Consider the following 21,473-nt stretch of genomic DNA (forward strand, 5'->3'; position numbering starts at 1 on the left):
ATGGAGCTTATTCCCATCAGGAAGAGGGAAATGTATCTGGAGATCTCATTAATACTTGAGAGGATGGTATTTGTGGCCAGTACGAATACCTCTTCATCTTTCTTGTTGAGCCTGTCTTCAAGGTTCGTTTTCACTATATCTATCTCGTTGATATCTTCAACCTGGATGATCACGTTATTATAACCTTCATCGGTGTCCTCATAGATTCTGGTGAACATCTGGGGGTCCATAAAAACAGCGCTATCAGCGCTGATGTCAAAGCCTATGCCACGCTCCTTCAGAATCCCTATTACCCTGAACTTTGCATCTTCTACGGTTATTTTTCCACCGATATTGACTTCAAGGTCCTCTGCAAGCTGTGACCCGATCACACAATCCGAAGACCCACGCTTGTACATGCGGCCTTCTTCTATCTCCACAAGATTAGACAAATCTTCACTTTCTATGCCATATACGTTCGCATAGGTTTCCTCGTTCTTGTATTCAGCCATTGAAGCACTGGAATATATGGGTATCAGGTTCTCTATGCCCGCAACCTTCTGCATCTTCTCCACTTGCTTCTCAGTGATCGCTGTTTCTGTGAATCCGGGGTAGACTATAAGTTCATTCCCCACATCACCCAGTGAATCGGATACCGACATCTTCAGGCTGTTCCCCAGTATTCCCATGGATGAAATAGCAATTACCCCGATGATTATCCCAACAGCTGCAAGGACGGTACGCGCCATGTGCCTTCTGAGATTCCTTTTTGCAAGCTCGGCATACATGTTACGTTTGAAATACCTACTTTGAAGTTTCAACGATCTCACCGTCTCTTAGAACTATGTTAGTGTTAGCATATGCTGCTATCTTGGGGTCGTGTGTGACAACTATAATTGTGGTTCCGTGTGAGTTCAGTTCGCTGAGAAGTTCCATTACGCTTTTTCCCGTCTTTGTATCAAGGTTGCCTGTAGGCTCGTCTGCCAAAAGGATAGGCGGGGAATTGGCGAGTGCCCTTGCGATAGCAACTCTTTGCTGCTGTCCTCCAGAAAGCTCATTGGGTTTGTGCTCGGCAAATTCCGGGCCAAGATTTGCTTTTCTTAAAAATTCCATTGCCCTTTTCCGGCGCTCTTGTTCCGGAATCCCTGTAAATATCATGGGCATTTCAACGTTCTCTACGGCAGTGAGAGTAGGTATCAGGTTGAACTGCTGGAATATAAAACCGATATTATTCCTACGGATCTCTGTAAGCTTGTCATCGTTAAGCAGAGAAAGGTCCGTACCATTGATCTTCACAGTACCTTCTGTGGGCTGATCCAGGCAACCAATGAGGTTAAGCATTGTGGATTTCCCTGAGCCGGAAGACCCCATTATGGTTACAAAGTCGCCTCGTTCGATCAAAAGGCTGACACCGTTAAGAGCATGTATTCGGCTTGCTCCAAGCTGGTAGATCTTCTTCACATTAGTGAGCTGGACTATAGGACCTTGCATGGATGCCCCGTTCATTCTGAGTTTTTGCGTTTCTTCCAGGAATATGCTATAACGCCCAGCACTGCAATACATATGACTGCAATAAGTCCGATCATCACAAATGACATCCCTCCACTATCGTTGGATTCAGGAACCATTCCTTTTTGGAGAGCAATGTTCTCATTTATGTAGGCGTAGGCATTGTTCGTATTTCTGAACTCTATAAGCAAGGGTATTTCTTCTACATTGCTCCCCTGTGTGGAAGCAGACAGTTCAAAACTGCTGAAATCATCACTTTCCAGGGTGCCTACAAAATACTTTTCATACGGTTGTACCGGTGTGATATTTTCAGTTTCCATCACGGAGATCATGACATTCTTTGTATCAGTTGTTCCGAAATTGTTGATGTCTCCCGTGATACTGTACACATTTCCCGTCCTTTCTATCTCTATGGTCGACAGTATGAGTGCAGGCTGGTCCACTACTTCTATGTTGTAGTTCGTATCAGATGAGATATGCAGGTTGTCGCCATTGAAATATGTAGTAGAGAATTGCATCTCCTTGTTCCCCTTCCCGGATGTCATGGTGTTAAGGGTAAATGTTGCTGTGGATTTATTTCCTCCATTGATGGTACCTACAAAGACATTGGTTGGAAAGAATCCAATATCATTTCCTTTCGGAGTGACAATAACGCCCGTAATGTCATTGGACCTTAAGTTCACCACTTCCACATTCACTATGGAATATTCCTTCATGAGGGTTGGAGGCATATCGGATACAATTATCTTCAGATCCTTATCATCAACTTTTACAGGTATCCTGTAGTTGAGGTTGTACATGTTACTGCCACCCACAACTTCCAGTTCCAGGAAATGCATCCCATTAGCAGCACTCTCGTTTGCCTGTATGTTGAAAGTGAGCCTGATGTAATCTCCAGGTCCCAGTAATCCCACATCTGTCTGCCTTCCATCCAGAATCTTAATACCCTTGTTACCCTCAAGGGTAGCACTTGCTATGTAGGCATTCATATCGAATGTTTCGTCATCCTCCTGGACGTATACCTCACCTGAAGCCATGTTCCTGAGTTCCACAGTCACTGTACCCGTATCTCCTGGCATGAATACTAGGGGTTCAATTGAATAATTCACTGTGATGGTGGGACGAATCTCAGTATCGGCACTTGCATATGGCAAGAACACAGTCAGTAAAACAAAAAAAATTATGATCGTTCTCATGCTATCATTTTCTTTTTCATCTTTAGCTTAGTGCTTTATATAATGTATATAGCATGTAGATCACGTACAGTCCCATTGGTACTCCTACTGTGATAAGCGCATTTTTAACTGTAAGATTTCTGGAATGCATCATAGCGAATACCCATATGTTTGCACTCCACAAGGTCAGGAGTATACCTATTGCAGTGGAAGCCATTATGTAAGGGTCAGAGAGTATGGCTTTTTCCAGTAGGGTTGGATCCTGTACGGAAAAATCGAATGAAGAGTAGGCTTTGCTTGTAAGCACGAGGCTAATAGCAGAGCCTAGGACCGAAGGCAGGAACCCGTAAGCAACAAACTCAAGAACTCTTTTGAAATTCCCTTGTCCACCCAGCAACGATGAAATCAGATAAAATATACCACTATATACCAGCCACATAATGAATACGGCAATAATAGCTCCTATTATGCCAATGGCTATGCCGATCTTCGCAAAGCTTGCAGCATCACTTGGCAGACTTCCGATTATCTTGCTTGTTATTATGTAGGCGCTGATTGCTGATACAAGGGCCATTATTCCCAGTATCATAAAGGATGGTTTCAGATCAGCCTCTTCTTTCATCTTTTTCTCAAAGAATCCACCAGGATTGGTAAGAACTTCCAGCATCATTTACACCTTTTATCTTACTAAACTAGTTTTATATAATAAATACCTCATTGTTAATCCTTTTCATTGATCTAATTTGTTGGATCATTTTTTGCAAAAATATGTCTAAATTTGACACAATCTCTTTAGTGGTTAATGGCATTTTGAAATAGATTCTTGCTTAGAAGTAATGATGCTTGCAGTAGGTTTATCGAAAATCTTTATGTCTTATCTCTTAATTTCAAATTTTTTTTGTAATTAGCCAAGTGCCTGATATAATGTATAGAGCATATAGATCAGGTATACTCCTATTGGTACTCCTACGGTGATCAGGGCATTTTTAACTGTAAGATTACTGGAGTGGATCATAGCGAACACCCATATATTTGCACTCCACAAGGCCAGGATGATACTGATGACGTTAGAAGCTATCATATAAGGATTTGAGAGCATGGCTTGTTCTATGGCCTGTGGGTCCTGTGGTAGATCGATAGATGAATACATGCCGATCATCAGCACGAGGCTAATTACAGAGCTTAAGACGAAAGGTAGGAATCCATAGGCAACAAACTCAAGGACCCTTGTCATATTTCCCTGCCCGCTTAAGAACAATGAGATCAAGTAAAATATGCTACTGGTTATCAGCCATCCGATCATCACTGAGATCGTGGAAACTATTAAACCAAGGCTTATCACAAGTAGCTGTGCTACGGTTGGCACTTCGGTTGACAAGCTCCCCATTATCTTGTTTGTTAGGATATAGGCACTTATCAGTGATATGATCATCAATGTGCCAATTATCCTAAACGGTGGTTTTAGATCAGTTTCTTCTTTGCTCTTCTTCTCAAAGAACCCACCTGGATTGCTAAGAACTTCCAGCATTATTTATACTCCTTTTTTCAAAACCACTTCCTACAATATAAAGTATACACTAAAGACATGAGTCTAATACTATTTATTGATTCAGTTAGTTGCATGTTTTTTACAAGGATATATATAGATTTGGCTCAATTTCTTAGTGTGCTTAAAGGGCAGATCCGTATATGAGGCTGAGAGTTTGAATGATGCAAGATCAGAGAGTGTTTATCCTATCATTGAATTGAGGGATCTGTGTAAGAGTTACTGGGCAGGTAAAATGGAGATCCATATACTCAAGAGCATCAATATAAAAGTTTATCCAGGTGAGTTCCTGGCTATAATGGGCCCATCGGGCTCCGGAAAAAGTACCCTCATGAACATGATAGGTTGTCTTGACAGGCCTACCTGCGGGCAGGTGATCCTTATGGGCCAGGATATCAATACAATAACGGATTCCGAACTTGCAAGGTTACGGGGCCTTGAGATAGGCTTTGTGTTCCAGAACTTCAATCTTGTCCCCAGGTTGTCTGCGACCCAGAACATTCTTCTTCCTACTTATGCCAATACAAAAAATGGTCTCGAACCGAATAAAAGGGCAAATGAACTGGTCAAACTTGTGGGGCTTGAAGATCGCCGTAACAACCGTCCTTCCGAACTATCGGGGGGGCAGCAACAACGTGTGGCTATAGCCCGAGCTCTTATCAATGATCCTTCCATAATCCTGGCTGATGAACCTACAGGGAACCTCGATAGCAAGACTGGGTTGGAGATAATGGATATGTTCAAGGAACTTAATAATAAAGGAAGGACCATCATCATGATCACTCATGATGCCGGTCTTGCAAGCTATGCTGACAGAGTGGTATATTTGAAGGATGGTATACTTAATAATTAGGCGGTGGTAGTATCAGAACAATTTTGAAATATCTTTGCTTGATCCTTGTTTCATGCCTCCTTTCGACGGGGGTTGCATGTGCGGAGGCAGGTTCTGCTCTGACTGTCAGTGTTCTCAAATACGAACCTGTACCTGCAGAGATTGGCCAATATGTCGATATCTGGATTAAAATAGAAAACACAGGCTCAGGTAAATCCGAAGATCTTTCCGTAAAAATGGTTCCGGAGTATCCTCTGTCTCTTGATTCACAAGCTAACGCTATTGAAAATATTGGCATTCTTGGGCCTGAAAGTGCAGCAGTACATAAATACAGGCTTTTTGTGGACGAGAATGCAAAACAAGGTGTTGCTTCGTTTGATGTACAGTACCAGAAAGAAAAAAATGGTGCGTGGGTAGAGGAAACCTTTGAGATCACTATAGGTTCTGCAGCCTTTGACAGCAAAGGTAATGTCCAGCTTGCAGGTGATCCTGCAAAGGACCCTGAAGTTTTTATGCCAGGAGACACCGGCACTATTACGTTCACTCTTAAAAACAGTGCAAGTGAATACTCTGTAAACATCGATGGTGAGGACTTTGATACTAATGCCCGGATACAATCTGCCACTCTAAAAGGAACTGATGGGATAACAGTTGTTACTGACACATATTATGGTAATGGCATTCTGGGTCCCGGTGAATCTATGACTCTTACCTACAACATAAATGTTGACGAGAACGTATCAGCTGGTACTTACTACCTTGAGTTTTCAACAATAGGCAGCTCTCACTCTTATAATAACAATTGGCGTATTCCCCTGAAGGTTGATTCCTCCTCTTTGCGCATTGTTCCCTCCAAACCCCTCAAACTGGAGAACGGAAAAGGGACATTGGAGTTCGATGTAGCTAATATCCATCCGAACAGCCTGTCATCGGTAAGTGTCAGGCTGGAAGCAGATGGTGTGGATTTTTCCCCGGCTGAATATTTCGTTGGCTCCATGGACCCGGATGAACTTTTTACCATACAGATCTATGGGGAAACCTCCTCTTCTAATGACACTTCTCCCCGGAAAGTGAGTATCACTGCAAATTACAGGAATGGTCTTAATGAACATGAAGAGGTTGTCGATGTAAAGGACTTGCAACTGGTAACTGTCAAGGAATCAAGTACCATTGGTCCTGTGATAGCAGTGGTTCTTGTTGCTGTTGTAGCAGCTGCTGGATACTTCATGTATAAGCGCAGAAAACAAAAGTGAGGCATTAAATGATAAGCCTCCGGAGATCAGTTGATATCTCGACAGGCAGTATCCGAAGTTCGAAGATGCGATCTGCCCTTACCACCTTGGGAATAATTATCGGAGTAGCTGCTGTAATAGCTAATGTGTCCCTGGGTGCGAGTTTCAACCAGTTCTTCAATGATGAGATCGGTGCTGTAGGTTCCAATTTCATAGTGATCTACAGCCAGGGAGTGAATGTCTTTTTTGATAAGGAGCTTGATCTGATAAAGAACACTCCGGGGGTTGTAGGTGTTTCTCCTATAAACCAGCAGATGGCTAAGGTCACTTACCTTTCTACTTCCAGGCAGATAGATATACAGGGTGTCACGGGAGATTATGAGGAAGTTGCCAATTTAAAGATGGATGCAGGTAATTTTCTTGAAGATAAGGACCAGTTTGTGGCAGTACTGGGTTACGAGGTTGCTTACGAGAAGTTCGACAAAAAGATCTCTGTAAAGAATCCTATTGAAATTACATTCAGAAGAGAAGATGGTGGTGTAGTTACACAAAAGTTCATAGTAAAAGGTATTATCCAAGATCCAAACACCGCTTTTGTGCAGACGGGCGTAGAGCCCGAGGTAAGGGTCTTTATTCCCGTAGCAACCATGAATCAGATACTTGGAACAGATGACTATGGTGGTTTCTTTGTAAAGGCTTCAAGTTTGGATACAGTACGTGAAACTGCTGATGAGATAGATGAGCGCCTGGCAAGGAATCTGGGAGTACCATCAAGAGAACTCGAAAATGATGATACAAAACCCTATGTCATGTTCGATCAGCTAGATGCTTTGGAGCAGACAAACCAAGTATCTACAGGCCTTACCTCTTTGCTGACTTCCGTGGCATTGATATCTCTCATAGTGGGGTCCATCGGAATAATGAATATCATGCTGGTGACAGTAACCGAAAGAACGAGGGAGATAGGGCTCATGAAGTCTCTTGGATATACAAGAAGAGATATACTTACTCTTTTTCTTATAGAATCCACAATGCTCAGTCTGATAGGAGGCATATGTGGTACTGTTTTGGGTATTAGTGTCGCATTTATTGCTAACTATTTCCTTGACCTGCCGAATGTATTTCCGGTGAACCAGATCATCACTGGTTTTATTGTGTCAATTTTAGTGGGTCTGGCAGCAGGTATCTATCCGGCTAATAAGGCAGCAAGAATGGATCCGGTGGAGGCTTTCAGGCATGAGTGAGGTGTCATTAGTTGGTTAACATGCGGCAGGCCTTGGATCTAGGCGTGGGAAGTATCACGCATGCAAAGCTTCGCTCTGCCCTTACTACTCTGGGTATAATCATCGGAGTTGCAGCAGTTGTAGCCAACGTTTCTCTGGGTGCGAGTTTTAACCAGTTCTTTACGGATGAGCTCGGAACACTTGGATCTAATTTCATTATCATCTATAGCCAGGATGTGAATATTCTGCATGACAATGAACTTAATATTGTCAAGAACACGCCTGGTATAGAGGGTGTTTCGCCCAGTAATGGACAAATGACTGCTGTAACATATGTTTCTTCTAAGAGGCAGATAGATATCCAAGGTGTATCCCAGGATACTCAGGATATCTTAAATCTCCAGCTTGAAGCTGGTAACTTCTTCACTGACAAGGATAAATATGTAGCCGTATTGGGGTGGGAAGTTGCTAATAAGAAGTTCGAACGCAACATATCTCTCAATAATTATATCGATATTAGCTTTAGTAGGGAAGATGGTTCCACAGTCACCCAAAAATTCAAGGTTAAAGGTATTATCAGATCTCAAGACACTACTTTTGTTCAGGGTGGGCCTGACAGGGACATTACAATTTATATCCCTATTGCTACCATGAACGAGCTGCTTAATGTTTCTGACTACGGGGGTATAACAGCAAAGACAAGCAGTGCAGAGTCGGTGAGCGTGGTTTCAGATGAAGTGGACAGGAGGCTGGCCCGTGCTCTTGGTGTATCAGCAAGGGACATTGATAATGATGATGTGAAGCCTTACAGGATCTTCAATCAGGCAGAGATCATCGAACAACTGAACCAGCTTTCGAACTCTCTTACTATACTGATCACTTTGGTTGCACTTGTGGCTCTTATTGTTGGGTCTATCGGTATAATGAACATCATGTTGGTCACAGTTACCGAGAGGACAAGGGAGATAGGTCTTATGAAGTCATTAGGGTTTAAGAAGAGTGATATTCTTCTACTTTTCATGGTGGAATCCACACTTTTAGGTACAATCGGAGGTGTTTTGGGGGTACTCCTTGGAGTTGTGGCTTCTTACGTGGTGGAAAGTTATCTGGCTATACCTCCGGTTTTCCCTCCATATCTGATCCTGCTGGGCTTTAGCATAGCCTTTGTTGTAGGTCTTGTTGCAGGTGTATATCCTGCTAATAAAGCAGCATCCATGAATCCCGTGGAAGCACTCAGGCATGAATAAATGTTTTAGTTTTAAATAGGACTGTTCATATCTCTTATAAGAGGTGTAAATATGATCATCACTACTACAAATGATGTGAATGGTAAGGAATTGGAAATACTGGGCGTAGTTTTCGGCAACACAGTACGTGCAAAGAATATCGGAAGTGATATTGCCGCAGGTCTGCAGAATATAGTGGGTGGGGAATTGAAGGGCTATTCTGATCTGCTTTCACAATCCCGAAAAGAGGCATTACAGAGAATGGTGGAAGAAGCAGAGAAACTGGATGCTGATGCTGTTGTAAATATACGCTTCACTACTTCACAGACTATGGTCGGAGCTGCAGAACTACTGGCTTATGGGACCGCTGTGAAGTTCAAAAGGATATGAAGCTATGGCTCACATATCCTCTTTCAGGCTCTTTTGTTAGTCAATAATATATACCTTCACTGGCGGTATCCCATTGAATTCCACTGAGCAATAGGTATATGTGTATGCTCCTGTAGTGAGTATGTATAGCCTGTCTCCTTCTTTTATATCCTTAGGCAGCTCGTATTTGAAATGCTCATAGAGTATGTCCATGCTATCGCATGTGGGGCCAGCAAGGATCACTTCTTTTCCGCCATTGCCATTGTTTCCTCTCTCAGGGAAAATAGGATACTTTATTGCCTCATCTAAAGTTTCTATAAGCCCTCCGAACTTACCTATGTCCAGGTAAACCCATTCATACTGGCTTGAATCAGATTTCTTAGAGATTAGCACGATTTCCGTAACTACTACACCGGCATCTCCTGCTATATATCTGCCTGGTTCTATCAGGATCTCCGGCAATTCCTCACCGAAGTATTCATGCAGATATTTTGTAATGGTCTGGGCATATTTCTGAATGCTATTGGTAGGATTGAGGTATTTTGCAGGCAATCCTCCTCCCAGATTTACCATTTTCAGCTCTATTCCTTCGTAGCGCTTCACATCATCAAACAGATATTTGCATTGTGATATCGCGTGATCCCATTCTCCGATATCCCTCTGCTGTGAGCCTACGTGAAAAGAAAGTCCATATGGTATCAAGCCAAGTTTTTTGGCTTCAACGATAAGGGAATATATCTGGCCGGTATGTGCGCCGAACTTTCTGGAAAGAGGCCAATCGGCTCCGTTACTCTCGGTGAGTAATCTGAAAAAGACCTTTGATCCCGGTGCATTGACAGCTAATTTTTTCAGGTCACTGAGGGAATCTGTAACAAAAAGCCGGACCCCATATTCATAGGCTTTTTTTATGTCCTTCGCTTTTTTAATAGTATTACCGTAACTCATCTTGTCAGGGTTTATTCCCATCCTGAGAAGCTGTTCCATCTCATATATGGTTGCCACGTCAAAATTAGACCCTTTTTTGTGTAACAGCCTCACTACTTCTTCAGCAGGGTTTGCTTTCATTGCATAGTAGATCTTGGCAAAGGGGAGGTTATGCTTCAGTTCATCGTATTTTTCTTCGATCTTCTTCCGACTGAGTAAAATAAAAGGAGTTTCTTTGTCCTTTGAGAACTCTCTTATTTTTTGTAACTCTTCCGGAGACAGGTATTCTGAAATGTTTATAGGGTGTTCCAAGGCTGCTATCACCTCTTTAGATTCTTTAAAGGACCTTTACATAATATTCGGTAGAATGTATGTAAAAGCGATTGCTGATGGCCCGAAGGGCAATACTCATGGTTAAAGTATCTGGATATAGTATTTCCTCTTGAACTCGTATTGCTTTTTGTACCTATAAGTACCACTCCGGTCAGTATGCAGGCGCATCCCTCAAGGGTATATGAAAATATCTGTTCATGCAGGACCAGATATCCGCAGAATATTCCCGCAACAGGTTCGACAAGAGATATGACACTAAGATTTTGGGCTTTTACATACCTGGCGCTTCTGTAATAGAGAAGTGAACCAAAAGTTGTCATGAGCATCCCAAACAATATTAGTTCTTCCATGTTCATGACAAGTATTCTTGGGCTTACGAGACTTGCATAGGGGGACAATAGGACCAGACTCACAACGGCTGGCCAGAACAGAAGAGCAGTGGAGGAGTATGTGTCTCTCAAATATCGGTAGTTGATGGTACTTAAGGCGTATGATATGCCTGATAATAGGCCGAGTGTTATCCCCAGTGCATAAAGGTCATTTGTCTGTAGAGAGAAATGACCTCCGGGGTGGATCGCTATGAGTATTCCCATGGCTGACAACAAAAGGGCTATCATGTCCCTTACAGTGATGTTCTCTTTCAGGAGTATAGGTGAAAGGATGGTCACATAGACAGGAGCAGTATACAGCAGCAAGGCTGCTATGGATACGCCCACATGTTGTATTGCAGTGAAATAGGCATAGATCGTTAGTGTGTTCGTGCATCCCATCAGAAAGATGTATTTCTTTTTGCTGGTTATCAGAAGTTCATCCAGTTTCCCTGTGAGGGCCATAAACACCAACAGCGTTAAAAGCCCGAAAATGAGCCTGTAGTAGATTATAGATCCTACCGGCATTCCATAAATTGATCTAAGGAATATACCTGACAGTGAAAATATCGTAAAGGCCACTATCAGGCCGAAATAGGAGCTACGGTTTGTTGTTGCTATTGATGCCATAAAACACATCTCAAATAGGCTTTCACGATAAAAAACTAACTGTAATTATCAATGATTAAAAACCATGTTTAATCAAAAAACAAAGAGCCTTACTTTTTAATACACACCTCTATGTCATATTTAGTACTCTCGTACATATGGCTATATTATATTTACTAAAATATATAATTATATCCCATTGTTTGAAAAAGCCTGCATAATTTGCTGCTGGCTATTTTAATTATTTCTTCAGGTTATATGAATGAAATATGGCTTTGTTACATTATACTGCCAGAGGTTTTCTAGTTTTAATATAAATGCTATCTTTAATAATCAGATTCAGAAGACTTCGAATCAATTTGAAGTTTAAGCAATGGATAAATAGCAAAATGACATATTCTTTTTGTTACAGAAAGGAGGTAAATAAATGAAATCAATGCAAAAATCGTCATCCTTGATCCTCACCCTGGTTCTCGTTGCTTGTACAGCATTCGTACCTGGATGTACAGAACAAGTAGATGAAGTCTTCAATGGTAGTGAACAAACAGATGTTGGGGCTATTGACTTTGTAAAAATTACCAATGTCACTTGGCAGTGGGCAGGGCTGGTAGGAACGCCATCTGTTAATCAATCTGTCGTTCCAAATAATGAGAGTTATACCCTAGAATTTCTCCCGGGTGGTACATACTTGATAACTACAGAATGCAATAGTGGTAGTGGAAATTACACTGTGGATGGAAACAGCTTGACCCTTGCACCTGGAATGATCACACTTGCATACTGCGGACCTGAATCACTGGAACCTCAATACCTGTCACTCCTGGGTATTGTAACATCTATGACACTTGAAGACGGTCAGCTTCTGTTGTCTCTGGGGAACAACAGCGAAAAAATGCTGTTCATCAATGCAGAAAGTGTTCAGTAATAACTGGATATATTCATTCCAGCCAAACTATCACAGATAGGGGTTGAAAAGCTTGAATGGATGCAAGTTCTTGACTAATTCGATTTAAAAGAATAGTATAGGAGTTTGTTGGGAAAATTATTGTTAAATGTGAGTTCAAAGTTTTGGAAGATTCTTCTCCCCATCTTCCCGCTTGGAAAAAATTTTTACAGAGCCCTAATTTTTACAAATACTTTAATTGGATGTACAGTTGCCTATATAGAATATGGGAACTGTAACCGGAGTGAAAAAGAATCAGAAAAAGAATTACTATGCCTTGATTCTGCAGCCATATGCCCAAACTCTATATATTAGATTTTCTTTCAAGAACAATAAGTTGAGTATTAAGGAATGAAATGTTTTTCACGCCGAGGTTGGGATTCGAACCCAAGCACCCCGTCAGGGGAAACCGGTCTCGAGCCGATCGCATATAGACTCCTGGGCATTTATTCCGTTGGATTGGTCCGCTCTGCCACCTCGGCACTGTTGCTGCGAACTTGAAGGCATTAATCTTTTATATAGATATCGTGGCGACTCAGAAATCGAACAGAGACTTCTGTTTATCTTTTTTATAAGGGCGTTTAGTTTCAGATTTTGAGAGGTTGGGATCATCTTTTCTGTTTGCAGGCAATTCCAGCCATCCGTACTGGCCCCCGCCACCGGGGTGGATGATGACTTCCTCGTTCCTGAAGGCCAGAATGGCATTTACTATTTTGTGATCTACAAAATCCATATTTTCAGCCGGAACATCCAGGAGCACTTTCACTTCGCTGCCAAATCTTTCCACCAAAGAGCTCCAAGCCATTTGTACTCCCTTGGTGTTAATGCTGGCATGTCCCAAGGCCATCATTATCACTTCTGAAAGAGGTGCAAGGTGCACATAAGGCGGCCTGTGGTCAGGATGCTGTGGCTCATCAAGGTCTGCAAGTTCGTTCACTCGGTCTCGTACGCCTTTTTTGATCAGACCTCTGCATTTACTGCATTTCCAATTCAGGCTCACGGCTTCTTGCATAGTATAGTGGGTAAAACATTTGATACATGCAGATTCGTTGTACTTGCCTTCCTGGGGGTAGAATCCTACATTGAGGGTAGGACCATAACCTTCTTTTCGCAGGATCGATTTTTGAAGTCCTTCAAAAGTGACTTCGGGCACTTCCAATTGTGTAAACTCCCGGGCGAGCTTGTTGACCATTGGTGAGTGGGCATCGGAATTTGTAAGAAAAGTTAGCCTATGCAGTTCACTGATACGATCTGCATAATCACTATCTGCACTTAGTCCAAGTTCAACAAAAGATATATATCCTGTCATGTCTCCATAACATTTTTGCAGGGAATCATGTGCAGCATACATCGATGTCCAGGGGGTGAATGCGTGGCAGGGGCCAATAAGTGCTCCTATATCCTTCGCAACCTCTGCAATTTCACAACCATCCATCCGGACAGTTGGTCTGCCATCAGTCTTTATATCTCCGTTTTTATCCATTTCCATCGCAAGTTCCTTTGCTTTGGATATGGAAGGCAGGATCAGAAGATGGTGTACCCTGAACTTATCTTCTATCTCGGTCGTGAGTATAAAATCAGTGTTATCGATTCTTATAGTTTCATCATCAATAGCTGCTCGTTTTATTTCCTCAAGCCATTTAGGATGGATACAATCCCCTGTAGCTACAAGGTCAATTCCTTTTTTTGCAGCCTCGATGGCCATGGTTGGCAATTCCATCCGATCGGAGCATGCCATGGAATATTTGGAGTGCAGATGCAGGTCTGCATTGATCCTCATGGGTTTACCCTATATATCTCAGATCCTCTTCTCCGGTCCCGATCTCTGGTATCATCTGGGGTTGCTGTTGCTGTTCGTATTCTTTCAGCCTGGCAACTATCTTTTCCATTTCCTTTGCACGCTCTTCAAGGGAAGCCGAATCTATTTGCAGGTCAAACAGCTTGCATACAATTTTCAGCAGAGACTGGGCACTTTTCGGGTCTACGATGTAACCGGAGGTCATACCCATCAAACATGCAGCATCAATATCTCTTAGTTTACACAGGCCGAGCATAAGGCCGGAAGCACCGACTATGCCTCCTCCGGGTTCGTTGGGTTTGAATTTCACTCCTATTTCTTCCAACCCGCTTTTCAGTTCAGGTCTACTTACTGCACCCAGTACTTCGTCTATGTGAGTTAGCTGGCCGGTCGGAAAACCACCCAGGGTGTACACTATTTTTGCTCCCATCTCTTCAGCGAGGTCCAGATACAGCCCGCAGAGCTCATAGTGACCATTGGTGGTATTGCTTTGATGATCGCCAATAAGTACCAATAGGTCATGTTCCCCTGCCTTACAAACGTATATCTCATTATTGACCATTTTTATCTCACTGTTCTCATCAACTAGAACCTGAGGGGGAAAATGAGGAGAATATATTTCAATGAGCTTTGTAGACTTTAGTTCTTCCACAAGATGCTCTGCAACAAGTTTTCCGACGTGGCCTACGCCCGGAAGCCCTACGATCAATATGGGGTCTTTTATCTCAACATTCTTTTCTAGATGAATTACCCTGTTCTCGCGCATTGGTATCCCTGGTCCTTGCAATTCTGCGATATTTTCCATAGGGGTCAAGCGGTGAAAAACGCGGGGGCAAAGGGTTACCCGCTTTTCCTCCGCAATGAGTACATGTTTCTTTTAAAGTATACTGTCCGCAGTGGACGCACTTCTTTATCCTGGAACCCACCAGTATATCACGCCTTTACACTTTCGTTATGACGATGATACACTCCCTGGCCACCCAGTTTGTGTATTGTACTGATTACAGCATTAGAAGAACTCTTTAATACCGATTCGGCAGTCTTGTAGTCAGGTGCAATTACCTTGATCCTGTATCTTGGAGCACCTGTGTATGTAATCTCGACCCTTACTCCCTCTTTCTGGATCTCATCAGCAGCCATCAGTGCTTTCTTTATCACTTCAATTCCATCAGGCAGATAACAGTTCAGATCCACAAAACCTGCGATGTCAACGAATGGAAGTTTTATATTTTCCTGGGCGATCCTCAGAATGCTCTTTACTATGTTCTTTTTGAGCTTTATATCAGCAAAAGCAGCTTCTCCATTGACCGCAGCTTCTTCAAAGGCTGAATGAAGACTTCCAAAGCTTTCGTGGAGTTTTATCCTAAGCTTATCAAGCTCTTCATCCTTTGTTTTAGTTTCCTCTGCGACGAACTGCATCCATTTGGAAGCTTTTTGCTCATTTTTCCAATCCTGGATCTTGGCACGTTTCTGGTGTTCATTGACATCTTTGAGGGACAGATCAATGTGTCTGCGGCCAGTATCCACTTTCAGGACCTTACAGACTATCTTCTGGCCTTCGCGCACGTAATCACGTACATATTTTACCCATCCGGCCTTAATCTCGGAAATATGGATGAATCCTTCTTTTCCACCATATTCCTCAAGTGTGGTGTACGCACCAAAGTCCACTACGTCCTTTACTGTGCATACTACAAAATCGCCAACATCTGGCCACTCATTGATATCCATCTGATCACTTTGGTTACACTTATTCTAAGACTTCAAGGATGTGTGTTGTTATAGTTGATTTGCCACCGGTAGGCTCTGCAAGGGTCCTGCCGCAGACCAGGCATGTTACCTTGGTGCTTGCACTGCCAAAGATAACCTGTTCATTCTCACAGTCATTACATTTGACACGTAAGAATCTGCTTTTTGGTTTTGCCATTGATTTTCACTCCGCAAATTCGAATTTCTTCGCTCTGAAACAAGGTCTCTGATGTGATTTATTGCACTCTGAGCAGCGGTATTTGAGGAATATCCTTTTTGTGGGTTTGTCTCCACCAGGAACCTTTGAGAACTTTCCGCTGTTTCCTATTCCTATCTGGCGTTTCTTCTGTCTTTCGATATGTGTCAGTGAGGAAGCTTTTCCTTTCTTCACCCTCTCCACCACATGTTCGGTATGCTTTTTACAGAAAGGGCAGTGTGTTCTGAATCTTTTTGGAATCTTCATTATCTACACCTTTATTGATCTGAATCATAGTTTCGTGATGATGTGTGCAACGTTGCGTTTCACAAGACCTTGCGCGTTAAGGGTCGGCAAAACCACAACATCTTCTGCACTCAGCGCATAATTGCGATTATCTAAAGCCTTAAAGGTAGGTAAGTCCTTTAGTATTCGCACAACAACGAACTCTTCATTTATATTACTTTTGCCTATTACGTCTGGAATGTTTTCCTTTGATATTTCCGGTGTTCTTCCCGGAACTGTTCTTTCAAGGACTTTCGGCTTATCCATACCACGTATTCCGATTGGATCGGGCTCTTGCAGGCCAGCGTTCTCTGAGGTACTTTCCAGGGAGGAGACACTCTTTTGAGCTGATGTGATCATTTCCGGATTGAGTATTGGTTCCAAGAGCTCTCCTCTTGCGGAGTTTATGGCAGATAATACAGAATCATATATCTGCCTTTCAGCAGGCAACAGTTTGTCCATGTCCTGACTTGGTGATTTTTTGGAGAATGCATTGGATGTTGCCCTTGTAGTGATCTTTTTTATCCTGCGCAAGAATATTACTTCGACGTCCGTGATTGCGCTCTGAAGCTCGTCCTCCAGCATTCTGGATTCCACTGATCGTGGATTGTTGATAAATCTGATCTCATCTTCCAGTTCCCGGATATATTTTGCTACATTCGCGTAGAAGTCGGAACCTAAGGATTTAAGGGAAGAACTGCTCTCACTGCGCATGACATCTTTCAATTCTGTCCTATCCATATTCTGCCGCACCTCTACACATAAGGTGTACAGCCGCATACTCAGGCAGTTCCTGCTCTCCCTGTTCCACCTCAATATCCTTTCCTTTCATCTGCACTGCAAAGGGCTTGATAACTTTTAACCTTACCGACCTTTCACCGAAAACCACTGCATCTTTCAAGGGGTCGAACTTTTCCAGTTCATCTATCGTTAAAGACATTACCTTCAGTCCGGAACCGCCATGTAAAGATCCAGGAAATCGTATCAATCGCTTGATGTCGGATGTAACTGGCTCATCCACAACTGCCGACATTTTCCTTATGCCCTCTTCTATCAGTGCATTGATCACTTTTTTGTTCACTCCGGACAAAACATCAATGTTCCCTTTTTTCAGTACTTCTATCTGTGATTCATCCCTGAATACTTCTACGATCTGCTGGGCCGTTTTTTTCCCCACGCCTTTGAATCCCGTAAGAAGTTTCTCGGCATCGTCCCTTGCAGTTATCTCCTGTAAGAATGAAATAAAATATCGATTTATCCTCCCTCTCCATCCTCCTTCTTCTTCAGAAGGCAATACAAGCATTTGTGCACTCTCTCTTCCGGCATCTCCGCTTACTTCTTTTATATCAAGTATCCTGTCCAGATCCATTCCTTTTGCACTGACATAATCAACTATCTCACGCCTTTCCGGACTTTCGAGATGCAGTACAGAGGGATCGGTTATATGGCAGTGGTAACCCCTGCCTCCCGAGAACACGATATGTACGTCATTTTCATCAAATCCAAAGTCATCAAGCAAGAAATCCATTAGTTTAAATGTTTCTTTCTTTCCCTTTTCCAGCATTTCAGCATAAGAATTGATCTTCCCGGGAAGATGGTCGGAATCGATATCAAATATCAGGTCTGCCTTCTGCCAGTTCTTCTCCTTCATTTTTGGCGCAGCGGGATATTCATAATAGGCCACAGAATAATATGCATGAGCAGGTGCCATCCCTTTCAGTTGGTCCAATATCTCTCCTTCTGAACCAAAAGCTCTATGACGCTCCATAAAAGTTTCAGAGCTGCCGCTGAAGTGAATAAATCCCCATTCACGTGATGCATATTCCTGGGGGGGTTGTATCTCGGTTTGTGAATAGTAGGCCTGGAACCTGTTAACAAGGAAATTTCTAGTCTTTTCGTTCATTTTAGAAGCTGTATTGTTTCTATGGCTGATGACTGTATTCTCAGGTTAATGCTTAGATTATCCTTAATATTACTTTCTTGTCATAAACCTTATAGTCAACACCTGCATTATAGTCGCTTTATGAAAGAGGAAATGACAAGTGCAGATGTTGCAGCTCTTGTGGCAGAACTCAGCTCAGGTGAACTCTCGCTCATTGATTCCAAGGTAGGAAAAATATATCAGCCATTGGAAGATGAGATACGCTTCAACCTCTTTGTTTTCGGTAAGGGTAGGGTAGACTTCATCATACAGGCTGGAAAGCGTGCCCATTTAAGTCAATATGCATCTCCAAGTCCCAAAATAGCACAGTCATTTCCCATGTTACTGCGCAAACATATAATGAGCAGCAGGATAATCTCCATTAAACAGTATGATTTTGACAGGATAATCGAGATCGGTTTTGTACGGGGGGGTGTGCAGACAGTTCTGGTGGCTGAGCTTTTTGCCAGGGGCAATATTGTGCTTATTGACAATGAAAGGCGCATCATTCTTCCCATGAACCCCGCAACATTCAAAGGTCGCAGGGTCAGAAGCGGCGAGATCTACAGTTATCCTGAGGCTCAGATAAGCCCTCTTGAAGTAAATGAAGAACAGATGCTTGCAGTTTTCAGGTCATCTGATTCTGATGTGGTACGTACCATTGCTACCAGGTTCAATCTTGGTGGTCTTCTTTCTGAAGAGGTATGTTCCAGGGCAGGGATCAAAAAGAACTTACCAGTTGCAGAAATAGGCTTAGAGGAAATAAGTTTGCTTCTTCGGGCCATGAAGGAAACATTCTCTCCGTTGCAGACAGGGAAGTTAGATCCATGTATCATCAGGAAAGGGGATGGTGATGCATCTCAGTCAATAGATGTTGTACCTTTTGAACTGGAAGTTTACCGTGGAATTACAAAGGAACGTTTCCCGTCTTTTAACAAAGCCCTTGATGAGTACTTCGGCAAGAGGGAAGCCGCATCTATCACTAAGCAGGTAGTTGCGGTGAAGAAGGAAAAGACCGATCTTCTGGAGCGCAGGTTAAAACAGCAGGAAGAGGCAGTGGAAAAGTACGGCAAAGAGGCTGAGAAACAAACATCCATTGCAGAAACCATCTATGCCAATTATCAGGCAGTAGAGGATGTTTTAAAAGTACTTGCCAGTGCGAGAGACAAAGGTTACTCGTGGGACCAGATAAGATCTATCCTGAAGGCTGCAAAGGATTCTGTTCCAGCTGCGAAGTCTATATTGAGTATAGATCCAGCTACCGGGACAGTGATGCTTGACCTAGTGGGTATGAAAACAAACATTGATGTCACTAAGACAGTCCCACAGAATGCCCAGGTGTATTACGAGAAATCTAAAAAACTGGCAAAGAAACAGGAAGGAGCCGTAAGGTCCATTGAGCAGACAAAGTTGGTTATGCGGAAGAAAGAAAAGCCTGCTGCCAGAAAAGGTACTGTTCGCATTAAGAAGCACTGGTATGATAGATTCAGGTGGTTCATGTCATCTGATGGCTTCCTGGTAATAGGTGGAAGGGATGCCGACACGAACGAGGAGATCTTTGTAAAGTACATGGAAAAGCGGGACCTTGTGTTGCACACCCAGACACCAGGTGCACCCCTGACCGTAATCAAGACCGGTGGTAAAGATGTACCGCCACAGACCCTTGAGGAGGCAGCACGTTTCGTAGTATCCTATTCCAGTGTCTGGAAATCGGGTCAGTTCAGTGCAGACTGCTACTGGGTAAATCCAACACAGGTTTCAAAAACCCCAGAGTCCGGTGAATATGTAAAGAAAGGGTCATTCATTATCCGGGGTGAAAGGAACTATTTAAGGGACGTGCCGGTAGGAGTTGCAGTTGGCATTGAATTCGGTGAAGAGACAAGGGTAATAGGTGGTCCCTTATCTGCAATAAGCGCAAGGGCAAAACACATTCTAGAGTTGGTGCCAGGCAAGTTCAACCAGAACGACATAGCAAAAAAGATATACAGGAAGTATGTGGATACAATAGGGGATGCATCATTTGTAAAACAGGCAGCTTCTCCTGATAAAATAGCTATGATGTTGCCTCCGGGAGAATCCGACCTAAAGGTGTGACCCCATTCATGAGAGTTGTCTCTTATATCTATTATTTTCACGATGCCTTTTGTATCCGGCATTCTATTCAGGAGCTAGTATGAGGGTAATGAAAAAGAACCTGCGTGATGGAGATGGTGAGATCTCGATCTTAGCTGAGACTTTGGATGACCTATGGCACCTCAAATATATCATTGAAAAAGGGGATCTTGTTTTTGCTGTAACTAAAAGAAAAGCAGATGTTGCAACCGATAAATTACGCCCGGAAAAAGTAGAAAAGAAAATAGTAAGGCTTGGTGTACGAGTGGAGAACCTGGAATTCCACAAATTTTCTAACCGACTCAGGGTACATGGTGTAATAGAGCATGGGATGGATATTGGTTCGCATCATACTTTCAATATAGAAGAGGGTACAGAGCTGTCTATCGTCAAGGTCTGGAAGAACGATCAGCTTGAAAGGATAGATGAAGCTGAGGCGGCTTCTAAGCGACCATCGGTCATCATTGTGGCTGTAGAGGAAGGGGATGCAGATATAGGTCTTGTCAGGCACTATGGCATCGAAGTATATTCTCATATCACTCAATCTTCAGGTAAAGGCGAGGGCAATCTGAGGAATGTTTTTTTCCAGGAGCTTCTTGATCAGTTGATGCATGCCATCTCCGGCTCAGAATCTATTGTACTCGCTGGTCCGGGGTTCACAAAAGAGGATTTTCTCAAACTTGTTCAACAGAAAGAACCCGATTTGGCTTCAAAGATCGTTTTTGAAGACACTGCATCTATTGGTATGTCAGGGTTCCAAGAGGTACTGCGAAGAGGTGCAGTTGACAGGATTATGGAGCAATCCAGGATAGCTCGTGAGGCTAAACTCATGGAAGACCTCTTAAGAGAAATATCTATGAACGGCAAAGTGGCCTATGGTCTCTCGGAAGTCAAGATGGCTCTTGATTATGGTGCAATAGATATACTTCTCATTTGTGATGAAATGCTCAGGGAGGAAAGGGAGAAAGGTGAGATCGATACTTTTTTACAGGCAGTGGAGCACTCTCAGGGAAGTATAGTTGTCTTTAGCACAGAGTTTGAACCAGGGCATAAATTGCTAGCTCTTGGAGGAATTGCAGCCTTGTTGAGATTCAGGATATGAAAGATGGGGTCTTGCCGCTTTTTACTACTCTGCTTCTAAAAG

23 protein-coding genes and 1 tRNA gene are annotated in these 21,473 nt (G+C 42.8%); 8 read left to right on the plus strand and 16 right to left on the minus strand.

The window, feature by feature from the left end; all coding sequences use genetic code 11:
• The 5 genes from ACCM36_RS06250 to ACCM36_RS06270 all read right to left on the minus strand — a co-directional run.
• A partial coding sequence (locus ACCM36_RS06250; protein WP_370572889.1) for an ABC transporter permease occupies nucleotides 1–809 on the minus strand: 809 nt, incomplete at its 3' end.
• Nucleotides 784–1,470: an ABC transporter ATP-binding protein gene (locus tag ACCM36_RS06255; RefSeq protein WP_370572890.1), complete on the minus strand. Its 687-nt coding sequence runs from the start codon at nucleotides 1,468–1,470 to the stop codon at nucleotides 784–786. The genes ACCM36_RS06255 and ACCM36_RS06250, both read right to left, overlap by 26 nt.
• A gap of 11 nt (nucleotides 1,471–1,481) precedes the next feature.
• A complete protein-coding gene (locus ACCM36_RS06260) occupies nucleotides 1,482–2,567 on the minus strand; it encodes a COG1361 S-layer family protein (protein WP_370572891.1) in 1,086 nt (361 codons plus the stop codon).
• A 139-nt stretch (nucleotides 2,568–2,706) separates the two neighbouring features.
• Complete coding sequence (locus ACCM36_RS06265; protein WP_370572892.1) at nucleotides 2,707–3,333, minus strand: YIP1 family protein; 627 nt, start codon at nucleotides 3,331–3,333, stop codon at nucleotides 2,707–2,709.
• 234 nt (nucleotides 3,334–3,567) lie between these two features.
• Complete coding sequence (locus tag ACCM36_RS06270; RefSeq protein ID WP_370572893.1) at nucleotides 3,568–4,191, minus strand: YIP1 family protein; 624 nt, start codon at nucleotides 4,189–4,191, stop codon at nucleotides 3,568–3,570.
• A 175-nt stretch (nucleotides 4,192–4,366) separates the two neighbouring features.
• On the opposite strand from ACCM36_RS06270, the gene ACCM36_RS06275 reads away from it, so the two are divergent.
• Genes ACCM36_RS06275 through ACCM36_RS06295 form a run of 5 tightly spaced genes read left to right on the plus strand, consistent with a single transcriptional unit; the run spans nucleotide 4,367 to nucleotide 9,112 of the window.
• Complete coding sequence (locus tag ACCM36_RS06275) at nucleotides 4,367–5,062, plus strand: ABC transporter ATP-binding protein (protein ID WP_370572894.1); 696 nt, start codon at nucleotides 4,367–4,369, stop codon at nucleotides 5,060–5,062.
• A gap of 38 nt (nucleotides 5,063–5,100) precedes the next feature.
• Nucleotides 5,101–6,294, plus strand: coding sequence for a COG1361 S-layer family protein (locus ACCM36_RS06280; protein WP_370572895.1), 1,194 nt, complete (start codon nucleotides 5,101–5,103; stop codon nucleotides 6,292–6,294).
• A gap of 8 nt (nucleotides 6,295–6,302) precedes the next feature.
• Nucleotides 6,303–7,517, plus strand: coding sequence for an ABC transporter permease (locus tag ACCM36_RS06285; protein ID WP_370572896.1), 1,215 nt, complete (start codon nucleotides 6,303–6,305; stop codon nucleotides 7,515–7,517).
• A gap of 11 nt (nucleotides 7,518–7,528) precedes the next feature.
• A complete protein-coding gene (locus ACCM36_RS06290; protein WP_370572897.1) occupies nucleotides 7,529–8,743 on the plus strand; it encodes an ABC transporter permease in 1,215 nt (404 codons plus the stop codon).
• 51 nt (nucleotides 8,744–8,794) lie between these two features.
• Nucleotides 8,795–9,112 carry a YbjQ family protein gene (locus ACCM36_RS06295; protein ID WP_370572898.1) on the plus strand — a complete coding sequence of 106 codons (318 nt, stop codon included), beginning with the start codon at nucleotides 8,795–8,797 and terminating at the stop codon, nucleotides 9,110–9,112.
• 36 nt (nucleotides 9,113–9,148) lie between these two features.
• Here ACCM36_RS06295 and ACCM36_RS06300 read toward each other — a convergent pair whose 3' ends face one another.
• Together ACCM36_RS06300 and ACCM36_RS06305 are read right to left on the minus strand one after the other, a co-directional pair.
• A complete protein-coding gene (locus tag ACCM36_RS06300) occupies nucleotides 9,149–10,327 on the minus strand; it encodes a type III PLP-dependent enzyme (RefSeq protein WP_370572899.1) in 1,179 nt (392 codons plus the stop codon).
• Between the two features lie 8 nt (nucleotides 10,328–10,335).
• On the minus strand, nucleotides 10,336–11,346 hold the full coding sequence (locus ACCM36_RS06305; RefSeq protein WP_370572900.1) for a DMT family transporter: 1,011 nt from the start codon (nucleotides 11,344–11,346) through the stop codon (nucleotides 10,336–10,338).
• 406 nt (nucleotides 11,347–11,752) lie between these two features.
• Between ACCM36_RS06305 and ACCM36_RS06310 the strand changes: the two genes are divergently transcribed.
• Nucleotides 11,753–12,250 carry an META domain-containing protein gene (locus ACCM36_RS06310; RefSeq protein WP_370572901.1) on the plus strand — a complete coding sequence of 166 codons (498 nt, stop codon included), beginning with the start codon at nucleotides 11,753–11,755 and terminating at the stop codon, nucleotides 12,248–12,250.
• A gap of 384 nt (nucleotides 12,251–12,634) precedes the next feature.
• Here ACCM36_RS06310 and ACCM36_RS06315 read toward each other — a convergent pair.
• The 9 genes from ACCM36_RS06315 to priS all read right to left on the minus strand — a co-directional run bounded on the left by ACCM36_RS06315 (nucleotide 12,635) and on the right by priS (nucleotide 18,199).
• A tRNA-Ser gene (locus ACCM36_RS06315) sits at nucleotides 12,635–12,750 on the minus strand.
• A 53-nt stretch (nucleotides 12,751–12,803) separates the two neighbouring features.
• Nucleotides 12,804–14,048 (minus strand): endonuclease Q family protein, encoded by a 1,245-nt coding sequence (locus ACCM36_RS06320; RefSeq protein ID WP_370572902.1) that lies wholly within the window; start codon nucleotides 14,046–14,048, stop codon nucleotides 12,804–12,806.
• Nucleotides 14,049–14,052: 4 nt separating this feature from the next.
• Complete coding sequence (locus ACCM36_RS06325) at nucleotides 14,053–14,832, minus strand: proteasome assembly chaperone family protein (RefSeq protein ID WP_370572903.1); 780 nt, start codon at nucleotides 14,830–14,832, stop codon at nucleotides 14,053–14,055.
• On the minus strand, nucleotides 14,792–14,992 hold the full coding sequence (locus ACCM36_RS06330) for an RNA-protein complex protein Nop10 (protein ID WP_370572905.1): 201 nt from the start codon (nucleotides 14,990–14,992) through the stop codon (nucleotides 14,792–14,794). Before ACCM36_RS06330 ends, ACCM36_RS06325 begins: the two co-directional genes overlap by 41 nt.
• Before the next feature lie 7 nt (nucleotides 14,993–14,999).
• Entirely contained in the window at nucleotides 15,000–15,797 is a 798-nt protein-coding gene (locus ACCM36_RS06335; RefSeq protein ID WP_370572907.1) for a translation initiation factor IF-2 subunit alpha, read from the minus strand.
• A gap of 19 nt (nucleotides 15,798–15,816) precedes the next feature.
• The gene (locus ACCM36_RS06340; RefSeq protein ID WP_292352208.1) at nucleotides 15,817–15,993 is read right to left on the minus strand and encodes a 30S ribosomal protein S27e; all 177 of its coding nucleotides are present in this window, start codon (nucleotides 15,991–15,993) and stop codon (nucleotides 15,817–15,819) included.
• A gap of 6 nt (nucleotides 15,994–15,999) precedes the next feature.
• A complete protein-coding gene (locus ACCM36_RS06345; protein ID WP_370572908.1) occupies nucleotides 16,000–16,278 on the minus strand; it encodes a 50S ribosomal protein L44e in 279 nt (92 codons plus the stop codon).
• A gap of 24 nt (nucleotides 16,279–16,302) precedes the next feature.
• Complete coding sequence (locus ACCM36_RS06350; RefSeq protein ID WP_370572909.1) at nucleotides 16,303–17,037, minus strand: hypothetical protein; 735 nt, start codon at nucleotides 17,035–17,037, stop codon at nucleotides 16,303–16,305.
• Complete coding sequence (priS, locus tag ACCM36_RS06355; RefSeq protein ID WP_370572910.1) at nucleotides 17,030–18,199, minus strand: DNA primase catalytic subunit PriS; 1,170 nt, start codon at nucleotides 18,197–18,199, stop codon at nucleotides 17,030–17,032. Before priS ends, ACCM36_RS06350 begins: the two co-directional genes overlap by 8 nt.
• A gap of 120 nt (nucleotides 18,200–18,319) precedes the next feature.
• Here priS and rqcH point away from each other — a divergent pair, with 120 nt between their 5' ends.
• Nucleotides 18,320–20,311: a ribosome rescue protein RqcH gene (gene rqcH / locus ACCM36_RS06360; RefSeq protein WP_370572911.1), complete on the plus strand. Its 1,992-nt coding sequence runs from the start codon at nucleotides 18,320–18,322 to the stop codon at nucleotides 20,309–20,311.
• A 79-nt stretch (nucleotides 20,312–20,390) separates the two neighbouring features.
• Nucleotides 20,391–21,431 (plus strand): mRNA surveillance protein pelota, encoded by a 1,041-nt coding sequence (locus tag ACCM36_RS06365; protein WP_370572912.1) that lies wholly within the window; start codon nucleotides 20,391–20,393, stop codon nucleotides 21,429–21,431.
• Nucleotides 21,432–21,473 lie beyond the last annotated feature (42 nt).

The sequence above is a fragment of the Methanomethylovorans sp. genome, from assembly GCF_041305605.1.
Lineage (GTDB): Archaea > Halobacteriota > Methanosarcinia > Methanosarcinales > Methanosarcinaceae > Methanomethylovorans.

What these genes read in the sequence shown, in the direction of transcription:
- priS (WP_370572910.1), bottom strand. Translation starts at nt 18,199, where the DNA reads ATGAACGAAAAGACTAGAAATTTCCTTGTTAACAGGTTCCAGGCCTAC.
- ACCM36_RS06335 (WP_370572907.1), bottom strand. Translation starts at nt 15,797, where the DNA reads ATGGATATCAATGAGTGGCCAGATGTTGGCGATTTTGTAGTATGCACA.
- ACCM36_RS06255 (WP_370572890.1), bottom strand. Translation starts at nt 1,470, where the DNA reads ATGCAAGGTCCTATAGTCCAGCTCACTAATGTGAAGAAGATCTACCAG.
- ACCM36_RS06270 (WP_370572893.1), bottom strand. Translation starts at nt 4,191, where the DNA reads ATGCTGGAAGTTCTTAGCAATCCAGGTGGGTTCTTTGAGAAGAAGAGC.
- ACCM36_RS06325 (WP_370572903.1), bottom strand. Translation starts at nt 14,832, where the DNA reads ATGCGCGAGAACAGGGTAATTCATCTAGAAAAGAATGTTGAGATAAAA.
- ACCM36_RS06260 (WP_370572891.1), bottom strand. Translation starts at nt 2,567, where the DNA reads ATGCCAGGAGATACGGGTACAGTGACTGTGGAACTCAGGAACATGGCT.
- ACCM36_RS06265 (WP_370572892.1), bottom strand. Translation starts at nt 3,333, where the DNA reads ATGATGCTGGAAGTTCTTACCAATCCTGGTGGATTCTTTGAGAAAAAG.
- rqcH (WP_370572911.1), top strand. Translation starts at nt 18,320, where the DNA reads ATGAAAGAGGAAATGACAAGTGCAGATGTTGCAGCTCTTGTGGCAGAA.
- ACCM36_RS06320 (WP_370572902.1), bottom strand. Translation starts at nt 14,048, where the DNA reads ATGAGGATCAATGCAGACCTGCATCTGCACTCCAAATATTCCATGGCA.
- ACCM36_RS06345 (WP_370572908.1), bottom strand. Translation starts at nt 16,278, where the DNA reads ATGAAGATTCCAAAAAGATTCAGAACACACTGCCCTTTCTGTAAAAAG.
- ACCM36_RS06310 (WP_370572901.1), top strand. Translation starts at nt 11,753, where the DNA reads ATGAAATCAATGCAAAAATCGTCATCCTTGATCCTCACCCTGGTTCTC.
- ACCM36_RS06295 (WP_370572898.1), top strand. Translation starts at nt 8,795, where the DNA reads ATGATCATCACTACTACAAATGATGTGAATGGTAAGGAATTGGAAATA.
- ACCM36_RS06350 (WP_370572909.1), bottom strand. Translation starts at nt 17,037, where the DNA reads ATGGATAGGACAGAATTGAAAGATGTCATGCGCAGTGAGAGCAGTTCT.
- ACCM36_RS06340 (WP_292352208.1), bottom strand. Translation starts at nt 15,993, where the DNA reads ATGGCAAAACCAAAAAGCAGATTCTTACGTGTCAAATGTAATGACTGT.
- ACCM36_RS06365 (WP_370572912.1), top strand. Translation starts at nt 20,391, where the DNA reads ATGAGGGTAATGAAAAAGAACCTGCGTGATGGAGATGGTGAGATCTCG.
- ACCM36_RS06285 (WP_370572896.1), top strand. Translation starts at nt 6,303, where the DNA reads ATGATAAGCCTCCGGAGATCAGTTGATATCTCGACAGGCAGTATCCGA.
- ACCM36_RS06305 (WP_370572900.1), bottom strand. Translation starts at nt 11,346, where the DNA reads ATGGCATCAATAGCAACAACAAACCGTAGCTCCTATTTCGGCCTGATA.